Source organism: Luteimonas aquatica (assembly GCF_022662575.1).
Taxonomy (GTDB): Bacteria; Pseudomonadota; Gammaproteobacteria; order Xanthomonadales; family Xanthomonadaceae; genus Luteimonas; species Luteimonas aquatica.
Window position 1 is genome coordinate 116,416 of sequence record NZ_JALBFU010000004.1, and the last position, 19,799, is coordinate 136,214.

The 19,799-nt window shown below is 70.5% G+C and carries 19 protein-coding genes and 2 riboswitches; of the genes, 5 read left to right on the top strand and 14 right to left on the bottom strand.

Annotated elements, in window-relative coordinates; all coding sequences use genetic code 11:
* Positions 1-66: 66 nt before the first annotated feature.
* Positions 67-1,032, top strand: a complete 966-nt coding sequence (locus MD221_RS11065; RefSeq protein WP_242111783.1) for a hypothetical protein — start codon at positions 67-69, stop codon at positions 1,030-1,032.
* 56 nt (positions 1,033-1,088) lie between these two features.
* Here the strand turns inward: MD221_RS11065 and MD221_RS11070 are convergent, their stop codons facing one another.
* The 4 genes from MD221_RS11070 to MD221_RS11080 form a co-directional block, all read right to left on the bottom strand.
* A complete protein-coding gene (locus MD221_RS11070) occupies positions 1,089-1,745 on the bottom strand; it encodes a PadR family transcriptional regulator (protein WP_242111784.1) in 657 nt (218 codons plus the stop codon).
* Between the two features lie 90 nt (positions 1,746-1,835).
* On the bottom strand, positions 1,836-2,024 hold the full coding sequence (locus MD221_RS11075) for a VOC family protein (protein ID WP_242111785.1): 189 nt from the start codon (positions 2,022-2,024) through the stop codon (positions 1,836-1,838).
* On the bottom strand, positions 1,955-2,230 hold the full coding sequence (locus tag MD221_RS17650; RefSeq protein ID WP_425602256.1) for a VOC family protein: 276 nt from the start codon (positions 2,228-2,230) through the stop codon (positions 1,955-1,957). The genes MD221_RS11075 and MD221_RS17650 overlap by 70 nt, the downstream gene beginning before the upstream one ends.
* Positions 2,231-2,272: 42 nt before the next feature.
* Complete coding sequence (locus tag MD221_RS11080) at positions 2,273-3,199, bottom strand: LysR family transcriptional regulator (RefSeq protein ID WP_242111786.1); 927 nt, start codon at positions 3,197-3,199, stop codon at positions 2,273-2,275.
* Between the two features lie 79 nt (positions 3,200-3,278).
* Here MD221_RS11080 and MD221_RS11085 point away from each other — a divergent pair, with 79 nt between their 5' ends.
* Both MD221_RS11085 and metE read left to right on the top strand, forming a co-directional pair.
* On the top strand, positions 3,279-4,541 hold the full coding sequence (locus MD221_RS11085; RefSeq protein WP_242111787.1) for a serine hydrolase domain-containing protein: 1,263 nt from the start codon (positions 3,279-3,281) through the stop codon (positions 4,539-4,541).
* A 51-nt stretch (positions 4,542-4,592) separates the two neighbouring features.
* Positions 4,593-4,835, top strand: a riboswitch (cobalamin riboswitch).
* A 203-nt stretch (positions 4,836-5,038) separates the two neighbouring features.
* Positions 5,039-7,315, top strand: a complete 2,277-nt coding sequence (gene metE / locus MD221_RS11090) for a 5-methyltetrahydropteroyltriglutamate--homocysteine S-methyltransferase (RefSeq protein WP_242111788.1) — start codon at positions 5,039-5,041, stop codon at positions 7,313-7,315.
* 209 nt (positions 7,316-7,524) lie between these two features.
* On the opposite strand, the gene MD221_RS11095 is transcribed toward metE, so the two are convergent.
* The 5 genes from MD221_RS11095 to gcvA form a co-directional block, all read right to left on the bottom strand.
* Entirely contained in the window at positions 7,525-7,944 is a 420-nt protein-coding gene (locus MD221_RS11095; RefSeq protein WP_242111790.1) for an acyl-CoA thioesterase, read from the bottom strand.
* 4 nt (positions 7,945-7,948) lie between these two features.
* Positions 7,949-8,968, bottom strand: coding sequence for a ribonucleotide-diphosphate reductase subunit beta (locus MD221_RS11100; RefSeq protein WP_242111791.1), 1,020 nt, complete (start codon positions 8,966-8,968; stop codon positions 7,949-7,951).
* 31 nt (positions 8,969-8,999) lie between these two features.
* Positions 9,000-9,221, bottom strand: coding sequence for a hypothetical protein (locus MD221_RS11105; protein ID WP_242111899.1), 222 nt, complete (start codon positions 9,219-9,221; stop codon positions 9,000-9,002).
* A 25-nt stretch (positions 9,222-9,246) separates the two neighbouring features.
* A complete protein-coding gene (locus MD221_RS11110) occupies positions 9,247-11,676 on the bottom strand; it encodes a ribonucleoside-diphosphate reductase subunit alpha (RefSeq protein ID WP_242111792.1) in 2,430 nt (809 codons plus the stop codon).
* Positions 11,677-11,926: 250 nt separating this feature from the next.
* A riboswitch (cobalamin riboswitch) is annotated at positions 11,927-12,203 on the bottom strand.
* 16 nt (positions 12,204-12,219) lie between these two features.
* Entirely contained in the window at positions 12,220-13,134 is a 915-nt protein-coding gene (gene gcvA, locus MD221_RS11115; protein ID WP_242111793.1) for a transcriptional regulator GcvA, read from the bottom strand.
* Positions 13,135-13,232: 98 nt separating this feature from the next.
* Between gcvA and MD221_RS11120 the strand changes: the two genes are divergently transcribed.
* Entirely contained in the window at positions 13,233-13,922 is a 690-nt protein-coding gene (locus MD221_RS11120) for an FMN-dependent NADH-azoreductase (protein WP_242111794.1), read from the top strand.
* Positions 13,923-14,018: 96 nt separating this feature from the next.
* A complete protein-coding gene (locus tag MD221_RS11125) occupies positions 14,019-15,461 on the top strand; it encodes an RNB domain-containing ribonuclease (RefSeq protein ID WP_242111795.1) in 1,443 nt (480 codons plus the stop codon).
* Between the two features lie 13 nt (positions 15,462-15,474).
* On the opposite strand, the gene MD221_RS11130 is transcribed toward MD221_RS11125, so the two are convergent.
* The 5 genes from MD221_RS11130 to MD221_RS11150 form a co-directional block, all read right to left on the bottom strand.
* Positions 15,475-16,032: a hypothetical protein gene (locus MD221_RS11130; protein ID WP_242111796.1), complete on the bottom strand. Its 558-nt coding sequence runs from the start codon at positions 16,030-16,032 to the stop codon at positions 15,475-15,477.
* 136 nt (positions 16,033-16,168) lie between these two features.
* Positions 16,169-17,299, bottom strand: coding sequence for a cell division protein ZapE (zapE, locus tag MD221_RS11135; protein WP_242111797.1), 1,131 nt, complete (start codon positions 17,297-17,299; stop codon positions 16,169-16,171).
* Positions 17,292-17,960 carry an alpha/beta hydrolase gene (locus MD221_RS11140; RefSeq protein WP_242111799.1) on the bottom strand — a complete coding sequence of 223 codons (669 nt, stop codon included), beginning with the start codon at positions 17,958-17,960 and terminating at the stop codon, positions 17,292-17,294. The genes zapE and MD221_RS11140 overlap by 8 nt, the downstream gene beginning before the upstream one ends.
* A gap of 129 nt (positions 17,961-18,089) precedes the next feature.
* Complete coding sequence (locus tag MD221_RS11145; RefSeq protein WP_242111801.1) at positions 18,090-18,608, bottom strand: c-type cytochrome; 519 nt, start codon at positions 18,606-18,608, stop codon at positions 18,090-18,092.
* Positions 18,609-18,793: 185 nt separating this feature from the next.
* Entirely contained in the window at positions 18,794-19,795 is a 1,002-nt protein-coding gene (locus tag MD221_RS11150) for an HlyD family secretion protein (RefSeq protein WP_242111802.1), read from the bottom strand.
* Positions 19,796-19,799: the final 4 nt, after the last annotated feature.

Below are 19,799 nucleotides of genomic sequence, written 5' to 3' on the forward strand. Positions count from 1 at the left end.
AATGGATATGAGTTCATCCCGTTTGAGCTCAACTCACGGCTTGAATGGATACAGGCAGATGTCTCGATGAAAAAGTTCTTGTGGGTCCCAGGCGCGGGGATTGATGTTGGTGCATTAACGCGACTCCGTTCCAATTTGGCGCGGCCGCAGGAAGCCATGGGCGAAGCCTGGTTTATGAGCGAGGAAAGAAGGTTGTTTCCCGAGCTCATGGGTGACTTGAGTGGTCTTACAGCATGGCAGCTGCAGGAGCCGCTTCAGGAAATTGCATCCGGAACCAGCGCATTCGGGCCTCGTGCCGAGTGGTGCGATTGGTATCACTATCTTTTGGGGCAATTGCTCCCGAGAAGTCACGAGAATTTTGTCAGCTCATTGCTGGAATCCTTGCTCACGGCATTCATGGCCCTGTATCCCAATGGCGTTGGCAAAACCCCCTATCTCGCGTTTCGAGATGACGCGCTCCTGACATTGGGGCGTTGCATGATGGAGCCGCACTGCTGGGATGCGGACGAAATCGCGGTCGGACAGTTCTTGCATAGATCCGACAGCAATCCTAACAAGGTCTGGTGTTGGTGGGACGCGAGCGGTGACTTTAGCGCTTCGTTGTTTTTCTGCCTGAAGTATCTTCCCTCTTCGCTTGTTCGAGATTGGTTCTCCTCGGTTCTTGCGATCAAATCGCCCCATTGGCGTTCTCAGGTTTTGGTGTGGCTCGTGGGGTCTTACGACATGTTGACGGGCGCTACAAAGTGGCCGTCTGAATTTTTGATCGAAGCCCGCCCATCCGTCGGCTGGGAGTGGTCCCACTGCTTACGGCCCGAGTTGACCGCCTCGACGGATTCGGGTCTGCCTGCCGTCGTTTCTTTCCTGCCAAGGATTTCGCGGGAATGCGTGCTCGAAGCGACGCACGCTTATTTCAGCGACGATGTCTTTCAGGCATGGATTGAGTCGATCGCTCGAGTTCCCATCTTGGAATCGGAGCTGGGTCCGATTCCTTCTCAATTCGAGCATTTGTATGTTCGCCGCAGGGAGGCATGACCCATTTCGAGACACCTCAGGCGTGAGCTCGCAACCGCTGCAGTGAACCTTCAGCCTCAATCCCGGCGCGCGCCGGCGAGGATCTCTGCGGCCGCGCGTTCGAGGATGGCGACGATGCGGCGCGCCTCGTGCTCGTCCCAGTCGCTGCGGCGCGAGAGCATGGCGTGGCGCAGGGCGTGCATGGCCTGGCGCACGGCCATCGGGGCGGCCTCGCGCGCGGCTTCGCGGGCGCTGTGCTCGGCGCGGGCGACCACGGCGTCGACGACGGCGCGGTTCTCCTCGAGGTAGGCACGGCCCTCGTCGGTGATGGCGTAGAGCTTGCGGCCGCCGCCTTCGGCCTGGGCCTGGGCGTGGCCCATCTCCTCGAGCATGGTCAGGGTGGGATAGACGGCGCCGGGGCTGGGGGAATAACGGCCCTGGAACATCTCCTCGATGATGCGGATCAGTTCGTAGCCGTGGCGCGGCTGCTGTTCGATCAGGCTGAGCAGGAGCAGTTTCAGGTCGCCGTGGCCGAGCATGCGGGCGCCGCCGCGGCCGTGGCCATGGCGGCCGCCGCGGCCGTGTTCGGGGGAGAAGCCCTCGTCGTCGCCGAAGCGGTCGAAGACGCCGCGGCGGGCGGCGTGGAAGCCGGGGTCGCCGGCGACATCGTGGTCGTGGCGGCCATGGCCGGGGTGGCAGGCGTGGCGGTGGTGGAACCAGGAATGGAAGCGCATAGGAATTCGATATATCGGAATGGGAGCCGATAAGATATATCTTAGATATATCGAAATCAAGAGGCGGCCGTCCCGGCTGCCGCCCGGCGGTCAGTCGCCGGCCGGGGCGCCCAGATAGAGGGTGTGCCCCTGGTCGTCGCGCAGCACCAGCTCCCGGGTGCCCCAGGCAGTCCGGTGGGCGTCCCGCACCGGCACCACGCCGCGCGCCTTCAGCGTGGCCGCGGCCGCGGGCAGGTCGTCGGTTTCCAGGTAGAGGTGGAAGTGTTCGCCCTCGCGCACGTCGCCGATGGATGGGTCGGCGCATCGACGCGCTTGAGATGGAAGACCTGCGCGCCGGCGCGAATGCCGGCATAGAAGTCCTCGTAACGGAACGCGAGTTCGAGCCCGAGCACCTGCGTGTAGAACGCGATCGAGGCCTCCAGGTCGGTGGTGCGCAGTTGCGGGATCAGGGCGCGGATGCGCATGGGGATCTCCCGGGAAACCATCTTGGTGGGCGAGCGGCCGGATTGCTTCGGAGCCGGGACGCGTCAGGCGTGCGTGCGCGCAGGCTCGCACAGGAAGTCGACGAAGGCGCGCAGCTTCGGCGGCATGTGCTCGCGCGCCGGGTAATAGATGTAGAAACCGGGATGCGAGGGTGCGTAGTCGGCCAGCACCTGCACGAGGCGGCCGGTGGCGATGTCGGCCTCGACCGTCTTCTCGAACAGCTGCGCCATGCCCAGCCCGTCGCGCGCGGCCTCGCGCACCATGCGGTCGTCGGTGTAGATCAGCCGGCCCTGCACCTCGACCTGCAGCTCGCGGCCGGCGTCGACGAAATGCCAGGGCTCGAGGCGACCGCTGCCGGGCATGCGGAAACGCAGGCAGTCGAAGCCGACCAGGTCGGCCGGGGTGCGCGGCGTGCCGTGGCGGCGCAGGTAGTCGGGGGTGGCGACGATGGCGCGGCGCTGGCGGCCGCCGTCGATCGGGCGCGCCACCATGTCCCTGGCCAGGTGGTGTCCCAGTCGGATGCCGGCGTCGAAGCCGCCGGCGACGACGTCGGCCAGGGTGTCGTCGGTGAACAGCTCGACCTGCAGGCGCGGATGGCGCGCGAGGAATTCCGGCAGCCGCGGCACCACGTACAGGCCCGCCACCAGGCGCGAGAGGTTGATGCGCAGCAGGCCGGAAGGCTGGTCGCGCCCGGCGCGCAGGCGCTGCAGGGCGATGTCGATGCGGTCCAGCGAGGGATCGATCTGCGCGAGCAGGTCGCGCCCGGCCTCGCTCAGGGCCACGCGGCGGCTGGTGCGGTTGAACAGCCGCACGCCCAGCCGCGCCTCCAGGCCGCGCACGCTCTGCGAGACCGCCGAGGCGCTGACGCCCAGCCGGTCGGCGGCGCGGGTGAAGCTGCCGGCCTGCGCCACGGTGCGGAACACGGTCAGGCCGGCGAGTCCGTCGGGCTGGATCGTCAAGTTTTTCTTCATGATGGATGCAGGCTAGCACCCTTCTTCCCGGGGGATCGGGCCGCCACAGTGAAGGCATTCCCGCCTCCGAGACGCCGCCATGTCCCTGTTCGCCCCGCTGCTTGCCCTGGCCGTCGCCGCGCAGCCGACGCCGTCCGCATCGCCCGCGCCGGCGGTGCCGGGCGTCGCGCCGGATGTCGCGTCGATGGACGCCGCCCCGGATGCCGCGATGGGCCGTCGCCTGGACGCGGTGATCGACCGCGCCCTGCGCGAGCGGCGCCTGGTCGGCACCGTGGTGCTGGTGGCGCGGGACGGCCGCGTGGTCTACCGCCGCGCCGCCGGCCAGGCCGACCGCGAGGCCGGCGTGCCGATGCGCGAGGACGCGATCTTCCGCCTGGCCTCGGTGACCAAGCCGATCGTCAGCGTGGCGGCGATGCGCCTGGTCGAGCAGGGCAAGCTGCGCCTGGACGATCCGGTGACGCGCTGGCTGCCCGACTTCCGGCCGCGGCTGCCCGACGGCGATGCGCCGCCGATCACCGTGCACCAGCTGCTCACGCACACGGCCGGGCTGAGCTACGGCTTCGAGGAGGCGGACGGTGCGCCCTATCACCGGTTGCGCGTTTCCGACGGCCTGGACGCGTCCGGCATCACGCTGGAGGAAAACCTGCGCCGCATCGCCGCCGCCGGCCTGTCGTATCCGCCCGGCCATGCCTGGCGCTACTCGCTGGCCATCGACGTGCTCGGCGCGGTGGTCGCGCGCGCCAACGGCAGCACGCTGCCCGAGGCGGTTGCGCAACTGGTCACCGGGCCGCTGCAGATGCGCGACAGCGCCTTCTCCGTCGCGCCGTCCGCGCGCGTGGCGGTGCCCTACGCGGACGGGCGTGCGCGGCCCCGGCGGATGTACGACGGCATCGAGGTGCCGCTGCCGCCGGCGCTGGGCCACCGCGTGCGGTTCGCGCCGAGCCGGGCCTTCGACGCGGGCGCGTTTCCCTCCGGCGGCGGCGGCATGGTCGGCACCGCTGGCGACGTGCTGCGGCTGCTGGAGATGCTGCGCGGCGGCGGCGCGCCGCTGCTGCGGGCCGAGACCGTCGCGCGCATGGGCACCGATCAGGTCGGCATCGCCGCGCAGACGCAGGGCCCGGGCTGGGGCTTCGGCTACGGCGCCGCGGTGCTGGTCGATCCGGCGCTGGCCGGCACGCCGCAGGCCCCGGGCACGCTGCAGTGGGGCGGCGCCTACGGGCACAGCTGGTTCGTCGACCGCGCCCGCGGCCTGAGCGTGGTGGCGCTGACCAATACCGCCTTCGAGGGCATGTCCGGGGCGTTTCCCGGGCAGATCCGCGATGCGGTCTACGGCGCGCCATAGAACGATTTCTCATGTGCGGCGGGCCGCGCTTGACGCTCCGGGCCGGGCGGCGTACGTTGCCGGCGCCGAAGGTTTTCATCGCTCTATCAAGATTGAGCGATTGAATTGAGGGAAGCCGGTGCGGCCTGGGCGCGATCCGTGCCACGGCCAATTCCGGCGCTGCCCCGCAGCGGTGTGTGGAAACGAGCTTCGCCAGATGCACTGGGCCCCGGGCCCGGGAAGCGGCGAACAGTAGGCGGGGCCCCGCGCCCCACGTCCACGAGCCCGAAGACCTGCCTCGGCCAGGGAGCGATCCCTGTCCCGACCTGGAATCTCCGAGGGGAGGCGCCGGGACTTGCCTCGGCCTTACGGGCCGGGTCCGTCCCTGCGCCCGCTTCGCCGGTTCCGGTTCGCCCGAGGGGGCGAAGGTCGACGGCGTGGCGGAACGTGCGCGAAGGCGCGCGCGCCGGCGCGTGCCGCCTTCGTTCCTCATTCGCCACGAATCGAGGACACGCAACATGACCACCGTCAGCAACCTGGGCTTTCCGCGCATCGGCGCCAAACGCGAACTCAAGCGCGCGCTGGAGGCCCACTGGCGCGGCGAGACCACGCCGCAGCAACTGCACGACACCGCCCGCGCCCTGCGCGAGCGGCATTGGCGCCTGCAATACGCGGCCGGCGCCGACCTCGTGCCGTGCAACGACTTCTCCCTGTACGACCAGGTGCTCGACACCGCCTTCGCGCTCGACGCCATCCCCGAACGCTATCGCGCGCTGGCCGACGCCGATCCGCTGGCGGGCTACTTCGCGCTGGCGCGCGGACTGCAGCGCGAGGGCATCGACGTGCACGCGCTGGAGATGACCAAGTGGTTCGACACCAACTATCACTACCTGGTGCCGGAGCTGCATGCGCAGCAGACCTTCCGCCTGCGCGGCGACAAGGCGGTAGGCGAATTCCTGGAGGCCAAGGCGCTCGGCGTGAAGGCCAGGCCGGTGCTGCTGGGGCCGGTGAGCTTCCTGCTGCTGTCCAAGACCGTGGACGGCAGCGACCGCCTCGCCCTGCTCGCGCGCCTGCTGCCCGTCTATGCCGAATGGCTCGGACGGCTGCGCGAGGCGGGCGCGGACTGGGTGCAGATCGACGAGCCCTGCCTGGTGCAGGACCTGGACGAGGACGATCGCGCCGCGTACCGCACCGCCTACGACGCGCTCGCCGCGGCGGCGCGGCCGAAGCTGCTGCTGGCCACCTATTTCGGCGCGCTCGAGGACAATCTCGCCTTCGCCGCAGCCTTGCCGGCCGACGGCCTGCACGTCGACCTGGTGCGCGCGCCCGCACAGCTCGATGCCGTGCTCGACGCGCTGCCGCCGCGCCATGTGCTCTCGCTCGGCTTGGTCGACGGCCGCAACGTCTGGCGCACCGATCTCGATCGCGCGCTGGCCCTGGCACAGCGCGCGCACGCGCGCATCGGCGGCGAGCGCCTGCAGCTCGCCCCTTCGTGCTCGCTGCTGCACGTGCCCATCGACGCGACGCTGGAAACCGCGCTGCCGGCCGACCTGCGCGGCTGGCTCGGCTTCGCCCGGCAGAAGCTCGAGGAACTGCGCACCCTGGCCGATGCCTTGAACGGCCTGGGCTCGGCGCGTTCCACGCTGGAGCAGGCGCGCGAACGCTACGCCACCCGCGCGTCCTCGCCGAAGGTGCACCGCGCCGAGGTGGCCGCGCGCCTGGCCGCGCTGGCCGACGTGCCCACGCGGCGCGGTTCGCCGTATCCGCAGCGCCGCCTGGCGCAGGCGCGGCGCTTCGGCCTGCCGCCCTTTCCCACCACCACCATCGGCTCGTTCCCGCAGACCCAGCAGGTGCGCGAGGCGCGCGCGGGCCATCGCGCCGGCAAGTTGTCGGACGCCGACTACGAGGCCTTCCTCGAAGCCGAGACCGCGCGCTGCGTGCGCTTCCAGGAGGAGATCGGCCTGGACGTGCTGGTGCACGGCGAGTTCGAGCGCAACGACATGGTCGAATACTTCGGCGAGCAGCTCGACGGCTTCGCCTTCACTCGCAACGGCTGGGTGCAGAGCTACGGCTCGCGCTGCGTGAAGCCGCCGATCCTGTACGGCGACGTGCAGCGGCCCGCGCCGATGACGGTGCGCTGGTCGCGCTACGCGCAATCGCTCACCGAGCGGCCGATGAAGGGCATGCTCACCGGGCCGGTGACGGTGCTGCAGTGGTCGTTCGTGCGCGACGACCAGCCGCGCGAGACCACCTGCCGGCAGGTGGCGCTGGCGCTGCGCGACGAGGTGCTGGACCTGGAGGCGGCCGGCATCGGCGTGATCCAGATCGACGAGCCGGCGCTGCGCGAGGGCCTGCCGCTGCGCCGCGCGCACTGGCGCGCCTACCTCGAGTGGGCCGTGGAATGCTTCCGCATCGCCGCCGCCGGCGTCGCCGACCACACCCAGGTGCATACGCACATGTGCTACTCGGAGTTCAACGACATCATCGAGGCGGTGGCGGCGATGGACGCGGACGTGATCTCGATCGAGACCTCGCGCTCGCGCATGGAACTGCTGGAGGCCTTCGTGCGCTTCCGCTATCCCAACGGCATCGGCCCGGGCGTGTACGACATCCATTCCCCGCGCGTGCCCGAGCAGGCGGAGATGTCCGCGCTGCTGGAGAAGGCCGGCGCGGTGCTGGCGCCCGAGCAACTGTGGGTGAATCCTGACTGCGGGCTGAAGACGCGCGGCTGGCCGGAGACGCGACGGGCGCTCACCGCCATGGTGTCGGCGGCGCAGGCCCTGCGCGCGACTTAGTCCTGCCTGGCGGCGATCATCGGCGCGACCATGTTCGCGCCGATGATCGTGCTTTTGTGTGCCTCGAAAAAGTCTTCCGTCATTCCTGCGAAAGCAGGAATCCAGCGACTTTAGGCCTCAGAAACAAAGGCACCGGATTTCTGCTTTCGCAGGAATGACGATGTCGTGGGATTCAATCGTGGAATTCAACCGACTGCGTCTGGATCGAATCAGGCGCCGCCGCCCTGCGCCGCCGCGGGAGGCAACGCCGGCACCGCCGCCGGCCGGCCGCGCGCGTCCAGCGCGATCATCACGAAGCGGCCGCGCGTGCACAGCTCGCGCTCGCCGCTGAGCAGGTCCTCGGCGACCAGCTCCACTTCCACCTGCATCGAGCTGTTGCCGGTGGCGACCACGCGCGCCACCGTTTCCACCAGCTGGCCCTGGCGGATCGGCAGCTTGAAGTCCACCTGCTCCGAGCGTGCCGTGACCACGGTGCGGCGTGCGTAGCGCGAGGCGGCGATGAAGGCGGCCTTGTCCATCCAGGCCAGGGCCTGGCCGCCGAACAGGGTGCCGAGGTGGTTGGTGTGGTCGGGGAAGACCATCTCCAGCAGCCGCGCTTCGCACGGCCGGGTCGAGGGAAGCGGCGTCATGGCGTCAGAAGGCGTGGTCGAAGCCGACTTCGCCCTGCACGCCGACCTGGTAGGCCGACACGCGCCGCTCGAAGAAGTTGGTCAGCTCCTGCACGTCCTGCAGGTCCATGAAGGGGAAGGGATTGCGCGAGCCGAAATGCTTCGGCATGCCGAGCTGGGCCATGCGCTGGTCGGCGCAGTATTCCAGGTACTCGCGCATGTCCTTGGGCGAGAGGCCGGCGACGCCGCCGGACAGCGTGTCCTGGGCGAAGGCGAACTCGCACTCCACCGCCTCGCGCATCATCTCCACCACCTGGGCGCGGAAGCCGTCGTCGATCAGGTCGGGCTCCTCCTCGCGCGCGGTGCGGATCACCTCGAAGGCGAAGGCCATGTGGCAGCTCTCGTCGCGGAACACCCAGTTGGTGCCGGACGCCAGGCCGTGCAGCAGGCCGCGCGAGCGCAGGTAGTAGACGTAGGCGAAGGCGCCGAAGAAGAACAGGCCCTCGATGCAGCCGGCGAAGCAGACCATGTTGAGCAGGAACTGGCGCCGCTGCTCGCGCGTCTCGATGCGCTGCAGGCCCTGGATCGAGTCGATCCACTTGAAGCAGAACTCGGCCTTCTTGCGGATCGAGGGGATGTTCTCCACCGCCGCGAAGGCCTTGGCGCGCTCGTTCGGGTCGGGCAGGTAGGTGTCGAGCAGGGTGAGGTAGAACTGCACGTGCAGCGCTTCCTCGTACAGCTGCCGCGACAGGTACATGCGCGCCTCGGGCGCGTTGATGTGCTGGTACAGGTTCAGCACCAGGTTGTTGGAGACGATCGAGTCGCCGGTGGCGAAGAAGGCCACCAGGCGCTCGATCAGGTGCCGCTCGGCCGGGCCGAACTTGTGCTTGAGGTCGTTGACGTCCAGCGAGAAGTCCACCTCCTCCACCGTCCAGGTGTTGCGGATGGCGTTGCGGTACATCTCGTAGAACTGCGGATAGCGCATCGGGCGCAGAGTCAGCTCGAAGCCGGGATCGAGCAGGAGCTGACGGGAGTGCGTGGACATGGGGATTCCTTGGAGGTGCGGGCGTGCGCGGTCAGCGCACGTAGTCGTCGGAGGCGTGTTGGCTGATGTAGGTGGACAGGCCGCGGCCGGCTTCGGCCAGCCGCTTCATGCGCTCCACCTTGGCGCGGCCGGCGCTGGCGTGGCTGTACTCGTAGAGGCGGTCGGCGTCGCGGAAATGCACGAGGATGGAGGTCGGGGTGAAGGCGTAGGCCGCCACGCCGGAGTTGCCGCTCAGGTTCGCGTAGCGCCGCAGCTTCATCTCCGACCTCCTTTCGTGCCTATTGGCAGGCTTCGCACGCCTCCGGATTCTCCAGCGAACAGGCCACCGCGGCGACCGGCGCAACGCTGGCCACCGTGGTCTTGGCGATCTTGGTCGCCGGGCGCGAGCGCAGGTAGTAGGTGGTCTTGATGCCCCTCTTCCAGGCGTACATGTACATGGACGAGAGCGCGCCGATGTTCGGGCTCTCCATGAACAGGTTGAGCGAGGCCGACTGGTCGATCCAGGCGCCGCGCTCGGCGGCCATGTCGATGAGCGCGCGCATCGGCAGCTCCCAGGCGGTGCGGTAGATCGCGCGCAGCGTCTCGGGGATCTGCGCCAGGCCCTGGATCGAGCCTTCCGCCTGCTTGATCGCATCGCGCGTCTCCGGCGTCCACAGGCCGAGCTTCTTCAGTTCCTCGACCAGATGGCGGTTGACCTGCAGGAAGTCGCCCGAGAGCGTCTCGCGCTTGAACAGGTTGCTCACCTGCGGCTCCACGCATTCGTAGCAGCCGGCGATCGAGGCGATGGTGGCGGTGGGCGCGATCGCCACCAGCAGCGAGTTGCGCAGGCCATGGGTCCGGATGCGTTCGCGCAGCGCGTCCCAGCGTTCGCGGTTCTCGGGCACGATGCTCCAGGCGTCGAACTGCAGCTCTCCGGCAGCCGCGCGGGTCTCGGCGAAGGACGGGTGGCGGCCGCATTCCTCGGCCAGCTCGCAGGAGGTCTCCAGCGCGTGGTAGTAGATGGTCTCGGCGATCTTCGCCGACAGCGCGCGCGCCGCGTCGCCGTCGAAGGGCAGGCGCAGGCGGAAGAACACGTCCTGCAGGCCCATGCAGCCCAGGCCCACCGGGCGCCAGCGCAGGTTGCCGCGGCGCGCGGATTCGATCGGGTAGTAGTTCAGGTCGATCACGCGGTCGAGCTGGCGCACGGCCAGGCGCACGGTCTCGCCGAGCTTGTCGAAGTCGAACGTGCAGGCCCCAGCCGGACCGTCCTCGTCGAAATGGTGCGCGAGGTTGATCGAGCCGAGGTTGCAGACCGCGGTCTCCTCGGCCGAAGTCACTTCCAGGATCTCGGTGCACAGGTTCGACAGGTGGATGACGTTGCCGGCCTTGGCGGTCTGGTTGCTGGCGCGGTTGCACTTGTCCTTGAAGGTCATCCAGCCGTTGCCGGTCTGTGCCAGGGTGCGCATCATGCGCGCATAGAGTTCGCGCGCCTTGATCGTCTTCATCGCCTTGCCCTGCGCCTCGGCCTGCTCGTAGGCGCGCTCGAAGGCCTCGCCGTACAGGTCGGTGAACTCGGGCACCACGCGCGGATCGAACAGCGACCAGTCGGCGTCCCCCTCCACGCGGCGCATGAACAGGTCCGGCACCCAGTTGGCCAGGTTGAGGTTGTGGGTGCGCCGCGCCTCGTCGCCGGTGTTGTCGCGCAGTTCCAGGAATTCCTCCACGTCCGCGTGCCACGGCTCCAGGTACACGCAGGCTGCGCCCTTGCGCTTGCCGCCCTGGTTGACCGCCGCCACCGAGGAGTCGAGCGTCTTCAGCCACGGCACGATGCCGTTGGAATGGCCGTTGGTGGACTTGATTAGCGAGCCGCGCGCGCGCACGCGGGTGTAGCTCACGCCGATCCCGCCGCTGAACTTGGACAGCTGGGCGATGTCGCCGTAGCGGGCGTAGATCGACTCCAGCGAGTCCTGCGGCGAGTCGAGCAGGAAGCAGGAGGACAACTGCTCGTGGGTGGTGCCGCTGTTGAACAGGGTCGGCGAGCTGGGCAGGTAGTCCAGGCTGCCCATGCGCCGGTACAGCGCCAGCGCCTCGGGCACGTCGGCCGACAGCGCGCAGGCGATGCGCAGGAAGAACTGCTGCGGCGTCTCGACCACCTTGCGCGTTTGCGGATGGCGCAACAGGTAGCGGTCGTAGAGCGTGCGCAGGCCGAAGTAGTCGAAGCCGAGGTCCAGCGAGGCGTCGATGGCGTCGTTGAGCTTGCGCGCGTGCAGCTGCACGAAGCCGAGCAGGCGGTCGTTGATCAGGCCGAGCTCGTGGCCGCGCGCGATCGACTGCGAGAAGGCGTGGATCTCCTGGCCGGCGACCTCCTTGGCGATCACCCCCGCCAGCAGGCGCGCGGCCAGGCGGCTGTATTCGGGTTCCTCGGCGGTGAGCAGGGCGGCGGTGCGGATCGACAGCTCGTCGAGCTCGCGCGTGGAGGCGCCGTCGTAGAGGCCGGAGATGGTGCGGGTGGCCACGCGCATCGGGTCGACCGCGTGCAGGTCCTCGCAGCAGCGCTGGATGGCGCGCACGATCTTGTTCAGGTCGACCGGCTCGCTGCCGCCGTTGCGCTTGCGCACCTGCATGGCCGTGGCCGTGGGCGGGGCGGTGAGCAGGAAGGAGGATTCTTGGGTCGCAGCCGTTTCCGCGGTGGGACTCTTGAGGGCGGTGTCGGTGTCTTGTTGTGTCATGGCGCTGGCTCCGTGGTGGCGCACCGGGCCGTCGCTCCCACGCGGGACGGCGGAGGCGGCGGCGCGCACCGGGACGAATGCCCACGACGCGACCGCCAGCCGGTGCCGTCGCGATGCCAAGGCATCGCGACGGCGGGCGGAACAGACAGGGTCGGAAAGCGGCGTCGCAACGGCCGCGACGGAAGCGTCGGCCGGTCACGTCACCAGCCATCTCCCCCCGGAGATTCCGCGGCCGGCACCGCGCGGCGTGCAGATCGCGCGGCTGTCGGCAGGTCTTCGGACTCGTGGACGCGGCGCGGGATCTCCCGGGCCTCCTACTGGTCGCTGCTTCCCAGGGCCACCGCCCCAGTGCCTTTCCGGACCGTCCGCGCGGGTGCGCGATGCGTTCCGAACGACGTTCGTTTCCACCTACCGCTGCGGGGCAGTGCCGGAATCGGTGCGTCCGCTGCGATGCGGGACGGACCTGGACCGGCTTCCCTTTTCATCCGCTGGCTCGCGCCAGAGGAACCGACAGCCACAACATATAGGGGTTTAATAAAACCGTCAACACGATATGTCGGTGAGTCCGTTGTCAAGACTGGCCTGCGCCGCAGCGTGCAGCCAGTCGCGCACGCGGGCCAGGGCGGGCGCGGCGTCGGCCTCCGGCGTCCAGACCAGATGGAAGCTGTGCCCGGCCAGGACCGGCCCGAACGGCACCCGCAGCCGCCCGGCCGCCAGCTCGTCGGCGACCAATGGCAGGCTGGCCAGGACCACGCCCTGGCCGGCGATCGCGGCCTGCACGGCATGGGTCTCGTCGGAGAACAGCGGCCCCTCGGTCATGGCGGTGGGGTCGAGCCCGGCCTCGCGCAGCCAGCGCGGCCAGTCCGGCGTGTCGGCCTCGCGCAGGTGCCAGGCGTAGCGCAGCAGCGGATGCCGGTGCAGCTGCGCGGTGTCGTGCAATGCCAGCAGCGGGCTGCACACCGGCGCGAAACGGCCGGGCAGCAGCGGCTGCGCATGCAGGCCCGGGTAGCGCCCGCCGCCGTAGCGCACCGCCAGGTCCACGCCTTCGCGGCGCAGGTCGACGGGCTCGTCGGCCGCGTGCACGCGCAGCGCGATCTCCGGCAGCGCCTGGGCGAAGGCGCCGAGCCGGGGCACCAGCCAGCGCGCGGCGAAGGCGCGGGTGGTGGTGAGGGTGACCGCCGGGCGCGCCGCCGGCGTGCGCAGCGCCGCCCAGGTCGTGGCGATGGCGTCGAAGCCCTCGCGCAGCACCGGATACAGGCGTTCCCCCGCCTCGGTCAGCGCCACCTGCCGGGTGCGGCGCTCGAACAGCGCCAGGCCGAGCCGCTCCTCGAGCTGGCGCACCTGGTGGCTGATCGCGGTCGGACTTAGCGCCAGCTCCTCGGCGGCCTGCTTGAAGCTGGCGTGCCGGGCCGCGGCCTCGAAGGCGCGCAGGGCGGTCAGGGGCGGGAGCTTGCGCATGGGTGAGATTGAATCATCTATCCGCTGAGAAATCTCCGTTTGTCGGCGCTGCAAGGCCAGAGGATGCTGGACTTCTTCGACGGAAACGGACCAAGCGCATGAAAATTCTGCATCTCGACAGCAGCGCCCGCAGCGGCGGCTCCGACCAGGCCCCGTACGGCTCGCACACGCGCCGCCTCGGCCAGCGCTTCGTACGGCGCTGGCGCGCATCGCGGCCGCAGGACGCGATCGTGCACCGCGACCTCGGCGCGCAGCCGCCGCCCCCGGTCGATGCGCGCTGGATCCATGCCGCCTTCACCCCACCGGCGCGGCGCGCGCCGTGGATGGGCGAGGCGCTGGCGCTGAGCGACCTGCTGGTGGACGAGCTGATCGCCGCCGACCTGATCGTGATCGGCGCGCCGATGTACAACTTCGGCATGCCGGCGCAGCTCAAGGCCTGGATCGACAACGTGGTGCGCGTCGGCCGCACCTTCGGCTTCGACCGCGCGCGTCCGGGCGAGCCGTACTGGCCGCTGCTGGCCGGGCAGGGCAAGCGGCTGGTGCTGCTGGGTGCGCGTGGCGACTACGGCTACGACGCCGGCGGGCGGCTGGCCGCGCGCAACCACGTGGAGGCGGGTGTGGCGACGCCGCTGCGTTACATCGGCATCGAGCTGGAGGCGGCCATCGCCGTGGAGTACGACGAATTCGCCGACGCGCGCCTGCAGGCCTCGCTGGCCGCCGCCGAGGCGCAGGTGGATGCGCTGGTCGACCGCCTGGCGCTGTCGCCGCCGACGCGCGCCTGCGCCTAGCCGCAAGGCGCCCGTGGGCGCGACGTTTCGAGCGCGTTGGGCGGCGGTGTCTACAATCGCCGGCGTGCAATCGCGCACGCCGATGCCGGAGCCTCCGTGCCGACCACGCGCCGCCTCAAGCTCGAGACGCAGGAACAGCCGCTGCTGGAGAGCGGCATCGCCGACATCCAGCGTTCGCTGAAGTTGCCGGCGGCATTCGCGCCGGAAGTGGAGCGCGCGGCGGCCGAGGCGGCCGCGCATCCGCGCCTGCCGGAGGAGGACCGCACCGACCTGGCGCTGGTCACCATCGATCCGCCCGGGGCGATGGACCTCGACCAGGCCCTGCACGTGGAACGCGACGGCAAGGGCTACCGCGTGCATTACGCCATCGCCGACGTCGCGGCGTTCGTGGCGCCGGGCGATGCGGTCGATATCGAGGCGAACCTGCGCGGCGAGACCCTGTATGGCGCCGATCGCAAGATCCCGCTGCACCCCAGGGCGCTGTCCGAGGATGCCGCTTCGCTGCTGCCCGGCCAGATGCGTCCGGCGCTGCTGTGGACCATCGTCCTGGACGCCGACGGCGAGGGCACCGCGGTGGACGTGCGCCGCGCGCGCGTCAGGAGCCGCGCCCGCTACGACTACGCCGGCGTGCAGCGCGAGATCGACGCCGGCGCCGCCGATCCGATGTGGGCGGTGCTGCGCGAGATCGGCGAACTTCGCCAGGCGCGCGAGCGCCGCCGCGGCGGCGTCAGCCTGCCGTTGCCGGAACAGGAGATCAGGATCGACGACGCCGGCCGCTGGACCCTGGAATTCCGCGCCCGCCATCCGGTGGAGGACTGGAACGAGCAGATCTCGCTGCTCACCGGCATGGCCGCCGCGCACCTGATGGTGCGCGGCGGCGTCGGCCTGCTGCGCACGCTGCCGGCGCCCGAGCCGCAGGTGATCGCGCGCCTGCAGCGCACCGCGCGCGCGCTCGGCATCGATTGGCCGAAGCAGCGCGCCTATCCGGAATTCGTGCGCTCGCTCGATCCCGCCGATCCGCTGCATGTCGCCATGATGACCGCCTGCACCACGCTGCTGCGCGGCGCCGCCTACGTCGCCTTCGACGGCGCGGCGCCGGCGCAGGCCGACCATTACGCGCTCGCCGCGCAATACGCGCACGTCACCGCGCCGCTGCGGCGCCTGGCCGACCGCTACACCGGCGAGGTGTGCCTGGCGCTGTGCGCGGGCACGCCGGTGCCGCCGTGGGCGCGCGCGGCGCTGCCGACGCTGCCGGCGGCCATGCGCGCCTCGGCGCAGCGCGCCGGGCGCTACGAGCGCGCGGTGCTCGACCTGGCCGAGGCGGTGACGCTGGCGCCGCGCGTGGGCGAGACGTTCGAGGCGGCGGTGATCGAGGTCGACCGCGACGATCCGAGGCAGGGCGACCTGATGCTGCGCGATCCGGCGATCCTGGCGCGCGTGGCCGGCGATGCGCCGCTGCCGCTGGGCGAGCGCATCCGCGCGCGCCTGGTCGAAGCGGATCCGCGCACGCGCACGATCCGCTTCGCCATGTCCGCCTGATCGACCGCCCGTGCTACGGCGCCGGCGCGCCCAGGTCGATCACCTCGGGCGAGGCCGAGACCCGGAACGGCGGCAGGTATAGATCGTCGAGATCGATGACGCTGCGGGCGGTGCGGAAGGAGGCGTGCTGGTTTTGCTGGCGGCACTGCATCTGGGCGGCGTCGGAGATGGAGTGCGTCGCCACGGCCAGGAACGGCCCGTCGGGAACGTAAAGCGTATGGCGCGGTCCGGCGACGACCGAGGGCGTGAGCAGGTCTCCGTTCCGGGTGGGCAGATACGCCTGGCCGGTGCAATCGGACGATTCGAAATAGAGTTCGCCGTAGGGAATAAAGCCGAGCCGGTACGCATAGAGCTGGATTCTCTGGTCGCCGACGCGAAACGGAATGCGCACCACGGGCACGACCCAGGCGCTCGGCAATTGGAGGGTGGTCGTATGCATGATCGGACCGACGGTCCTGCCGTTCGCGTCGAGGACGACGAACGGCTCGCGGGCGCCGGCGGAAAACGCAAGGGCGAACAGCAGCGGCGCGGCGAGCCTGCCGGCCACGCGAAGCACGGAAGCGGATGACATGTCGAGGTCTCCTGGCGGGAAGGGGCTGTCGCGCATCGTCGGACACGCCCCCCATCGGCAGGCCGGCGATGGCCGGCCATCCATCAGTACCACATCGGCACGAACGCGGGAGTGAGCGGCGTGGCGTTCCGCCTCGCTACTGCCGGTGTTCGCGGGTCAGGTACTCGGTCGACTGCATCTCGATCAGGCGCGAGGCGGTGCGCTCGAACGCGCCGGCCAGCCGTTCGCCGGCATACAGCTGCATCGGCGCGGCGTCGGCGGTGCACACCAGGTTGACGTGGCGGTCGTAGAGCTCGTCGATCAGGGTGATGAAGCGCCGCGCCGGATTGTCCATGCGCGCGTCCATGCGCGGCACCCCCCCCAGCAGCACGGTATGGAATTCGCGCGCGATCTCGATGTAGTCGGCGGCGCCGCGCGGGCCTTCGCACAGTTCGGCGAAATCGAACCAGGCCATGCCCTTGCAGCGCGCGCGCACCGCGATCCTGCGGCCCTCGACCTCGATGCCGGCATCGCGGTGGCGGCCTCCGCTGAGCGCGCTGTCGCCGCCCAGCTCGTCCCAGCGCGTTTCCAGCCATGCATCCGATTGCGCGTCCAGCGGCGCGCGGTAGACCGGCGAGCGGGTCAGCGCGCGCAGGCGGTAGTCGGTATCGCTGACCAGCTCCAGCACGTGGCAGGACTGCTCGATCAGGGCGATGGCCGGCTCGAAGCGCGCGCGCTGCAGGCCGTCCTTGTACAGCTCGCGCGGCGCGCTGTTGGAGGTGGTGACCAGCACCACGCCCTCGGCGAACAGGCGCTCGAGCAGGCGTCCGAGCAGCATCGCATCGCCGATGTCGTTGACGAAGAACTCGTCCAGCACCAGCACGCGCAGGCGCGCGCGCCATTCGCGGGCGATCAGCGCCAGCGGGTCGCGCTCGCCGGCGTGGTCGCGCAGGCGCGCATGCACCTCGCGCATGAAGCGGTGGAAATGCGTGCGGCGCTTCTCGGCGATCGGCAGGCCGTCGTAGAACAGGTCGATCAGGAAGGTCTTGCCGCGGCCGACGCCGCCCCACAGGTAAAGGCCGGGTTCGGCCGGCGGCGGGCCGTCGCCGAACAGGCGCTGCAGCACGCCGGGCGCCTTGGCCGGGCGCAGCAGCGCGTCGTGGATGCGATCCAGCTCGGCCAGCGCAGGATGCTGCGCCGGATCGTCGCTCCAGTCGCCGCGCGCGACCCCGGCGCGGTAGCGCCCGGATGGCCGTGCCGCGTCCGCCCCTTCGACCGCCTCAGCCATGCGCGGCCGGCAGGTGCGGCCGCAGGCTGTTCTTGATCACGCCGCGCAGGTCGATCAGCTTGCGGTGGAAGAAATGGCCGGTGTCGGGCATGCGCACCAGTTCGGCGCCGGCCTTGCTGCGCTCCAGCCAGTCGTAGACCGCCTGCGGGTCGACGATCTCGTCCTCCTCGCCCTGCACCACCAGCCAGGGCATGGTCGGCAGCACGATCTCGGCGAAATCCCAGCGCCCGGCCGGCGGCGCGACGGTGATCAGCACGCCCGGCTGCAGGGCGTTGGCCATGCGCAGGGCGACGTAGGCGCCGAAGCTGAACCCGGCCAGCCACAGCGCGTCGTCCGGGCGCTGTTCGCGCACCCAGGCGGCGACCGCGCGCAGGTCCTCGGCCTCGCCGGCGCCCTGGTCGAAGGCGCCCTCGGAGTGGCCGGTGCCGCGGAAGTTGAAGCGCACCGTGACCAGGCCGAGCTCGCGCAGGGCGCGCGCCACCATGGTCACCACCTTGTTGTGCATGGTGCCGCCCTCGGTGGGCAGCGGGTGGCAGACGATGGCCACCAAGGGCTGGCGCGTGGCGTCGGCCTCCGGCCAGTCGACCGCGACCTCGAGCACGCCGGCAGGGCCGGGCAGGGTCAAGGTGGCGGATTCGCTGGGGAAGGCGGGGGAAGCCATGGCGCCATGATACGTGCTGGACGATGCGTGCTGGACGATACGTGCTGGACGTCCGGCGCACGCCGCCGCATGCCGGAAACGACAACGCCGCCTGGCGGCGGCGTTGCGGGAATCGAGGCGGGGCGCAGCTTATTTGATCTGCGTCAGCATCCAGTCGACCGTCGCCTTCATCTGCTCCTCGGTCAGCGCCGGATTGCCGCCCTTGGGCGGCATGATGCCGCCGTCCGGGCCGGTGTAGCCCTCGATGGCGTGCTTGTAGAGGGTGTCCTTGCCCTGGGCGATGCGCGCGGTCCAATGCGACTTGTCCAGGGTCGGGGCGTTGCCGACGCCGGAGGTGTGGCAGGCGGTGCAGAGGTTGCCGAAGATCACCGAGCCGTCGGTGGTGCCGCCGTAGGCCACCTGCGAGGCGGCCTTGGCGGCGGCCGCCTTGGCGGCGGCGGCCTGCTGGGCGGCACCGGTGGCGCCGGCGAAGACGGCGCCGGCCGGGGCGATGCGCGCTTCGGTGGTCTTGGTCGTGGTCGCGGACACCTCCGGCGGGATGGTGTCATGCAGGTGCAGGGAGAACAGGATCAAGCCGATCGTGACCAGTACCAGGAAGCCGATCACCATCGAGAAATGCTTGAGGAAGTCGAGGTCGTAATTGCGCACGAGTCACCTTTGGCGCGCGGCCCCCGGCCGCAGCTAGCACGCAAGTATAAGGGAAGCCTCGGAAAAGTCCCGAGCCCCGCCCTCGCGCGGCGGCCCGGCCGGCCTCGGCCGCCGGATCCGCCGGGCAGCGCGCCGGTCCGGGCGCGCCGGTGCGCGGCTCGCGCCGTCCGGTGGCCGGGCCCGGCTCAGTCGCGGCGCGGGTGCACCACCACGGTGGCGGTCATGCCGGCGGCGAGCAGCGTGCCGGCCGGCATCCGCGCCTCGTCGATGCCGATGCGCACCGGCACGCGCTGCGCCAGGCGCACCCAGTTGTAGGTCGGGTTGACGTCGGCCAGCAGGTCGGCGCCGGTGGGGTTGTCGCGGTCGCTGATGCCGCGGGCGATGCTCTCCACCCGTCCCGGCAGCGCCGGGCCGCCGCTCATCAGGCGGATCTCGACCGGATCGCCGACCCGCAGTGCCGCCAGCTTGGTCTCCTCGAAATAGCCGGCGATCCAGAACGCGTGGCGGTCGATCAGCGCCAGTCGGGCCGCGCCGGCCCCGGCGTAGTCGCCGCGGCGCACGTCCAGGTTGGTGACGTAGCCGTCCACCGGCGCGCGCACCTGGGTGCGGGCCAGGTCGAGCCGCGCCGCCTCCAGCGCCGCGCGCGCCTGTTCCACGGCGGCGAGCGCCTTCTCGCGGCTGGCGCCGGCCTCCTTGCCGCTGGCGCGGGCCTGGTTCCAGCCGGCCAGGGCGGCGTTGGCGGCCGCGGCGGCGTTGGCCTGCTCCTCGGCGGAGATGATCTGGCCCTGGATCCTCTGCCGGCGCGCCGACTGCGCCTGGTACATCTCGAAGTTGGCCTTGCGCTCGGCGGCGCCGGCGGCGGCGGCGTTGATGCCGGCGCCGGCCGCGCGCGCGGCGGCCTCGGCGGCGGCGAGGTTGGCCTGGGCCTGGGCCACCGCATTGCGGTAGCGCATGGCGTCGATCTCGAACAGCAGGTCGCCCTGCTTCACCGCCTGGTTGTCGCGCACCGCCACGCGCGTCACCAGCCCGGACACGTCCGGGGCGATGCGCACCACCTCGGCGCGCACGCGGCCGTCGCGCGTCCACGGCGAATACATGTAGTGCCGCCACATCGCGTGCGCGAGCAGGGCGGCGATCAGGACGACAACGGCGGTGAGCGAGAAACGGGCAATCGATCGAGTGTTCATGGCG

Excerpts from the sequence above, each read along its gene's own strand:
- MD221_RS11140 (WP_242111799.1), bottom strand. The coding sequence starts at position 17,960 with ATGGCTTCCCCCGCCTTCCCCAGCGAATCCGCCACCTTGACCCTGCCC.
- MD221_RS11080 (WP_242111786.1), bottom strand. The coding sequence starts at position 3,199 with ATGAAGAAAAACTTGACGATCCAGCCCGACGGACTCGCCGGCCTGACC.
- zapE (WP_242111797.1), bottom strand. The coding sequence starts at position 17,299 with ATGGCTGAGGCGGTCGAAGGGGCGGACGCGGCACGGCCATCCGGGCGC.
- MD221_RS11150 (WP_242111802.1), bottom strand. The coding sequence starts at position 19,795 with ATGAACACTCGATCGATTGCCCGTTTCTCGCTCACCGCCGTTGTCGTC.
- gcvA (WP_242111793.1), bottom strand. The coding sequence starts at position 13,134 with ATGCGCAAGCTCCCGCCCCTGACCGCCCTGCGCGCCTTCGAGGCCGCG.
- MD221_RS17650 (WP_425602256.1), bottom strand. The coding sequence starts at position 2,230 with ATGGTTTCCCGGGAGATCCCCATGCGCATCCGCGCCCTGATCCCGCAA.
- MD221_RS11095 (WP_242111790.1), bottom strand. The coding sequence starts at position 7,944 with ATGACGCCGCTTCCCTCGACCCGGCCGTGCGAAGCGCGGCTGCTGGAG.
- MD221_RS11130 (WP_242111796.1), bottom strand. The coding sequence starts at position 16,032 with ATGTCATCCGCTTCCGTGCTTCGCGTGGCCGGCAGGCTCGCCGCGCCG.
- MD221_RS11085 (WP_242111787.1), top strand. The coding sequence starts at position 3,279 with ATGTCCCTGTTCGCCCCGCTGCTTGCCCTGGCCGTCGCCGCGCAGCCG.
- MD221_RS11110 (WP_242111792.1), bottom strand. The coding sequence starts at position 11,676 with ATGACACAACAAGACACCGACACCGCCCTCAAGAGTCCCACCGCGGAA.
- MD221_RS11100 (WP_242111791.1), bottom strand. The coding sequence starts at position 8,968 with ATGTCCACGCACTCCCGTCAGCTCCTGCTCGATCCCGGCTTCGAGCTG.
- MD221_RS11070 (WP_242111784.1), bottom strand. The coding sequence starts at position 1,745 with ATGCGCTTCCATTCCTGGTTCCACCACCGCCACGCCTGCCACCCCGGC.
- MD221_RS11065 (WP_242111783.1), top strand. The coding sequence starts at position 67 with ATGAAAAAGTTCTTGTGGGTCCCAGGCGCGGGGATTGATGTTGGTGCA.
- metE (WP_242111788.1), top strand. The coding sequence starts at position 5,039 with ATGACCACCGTCAGCAACCTGGGCTTTCCGCGCATCGGCGCCAAACGC.
- MD221_RS11120 (WP_242111794.1), top strand. The coding sequence starts at position 13,233 with ATGAAAATTCTGCATCTCGACAGCAGCGCCCGCAGCGGCGGCTCCGAC.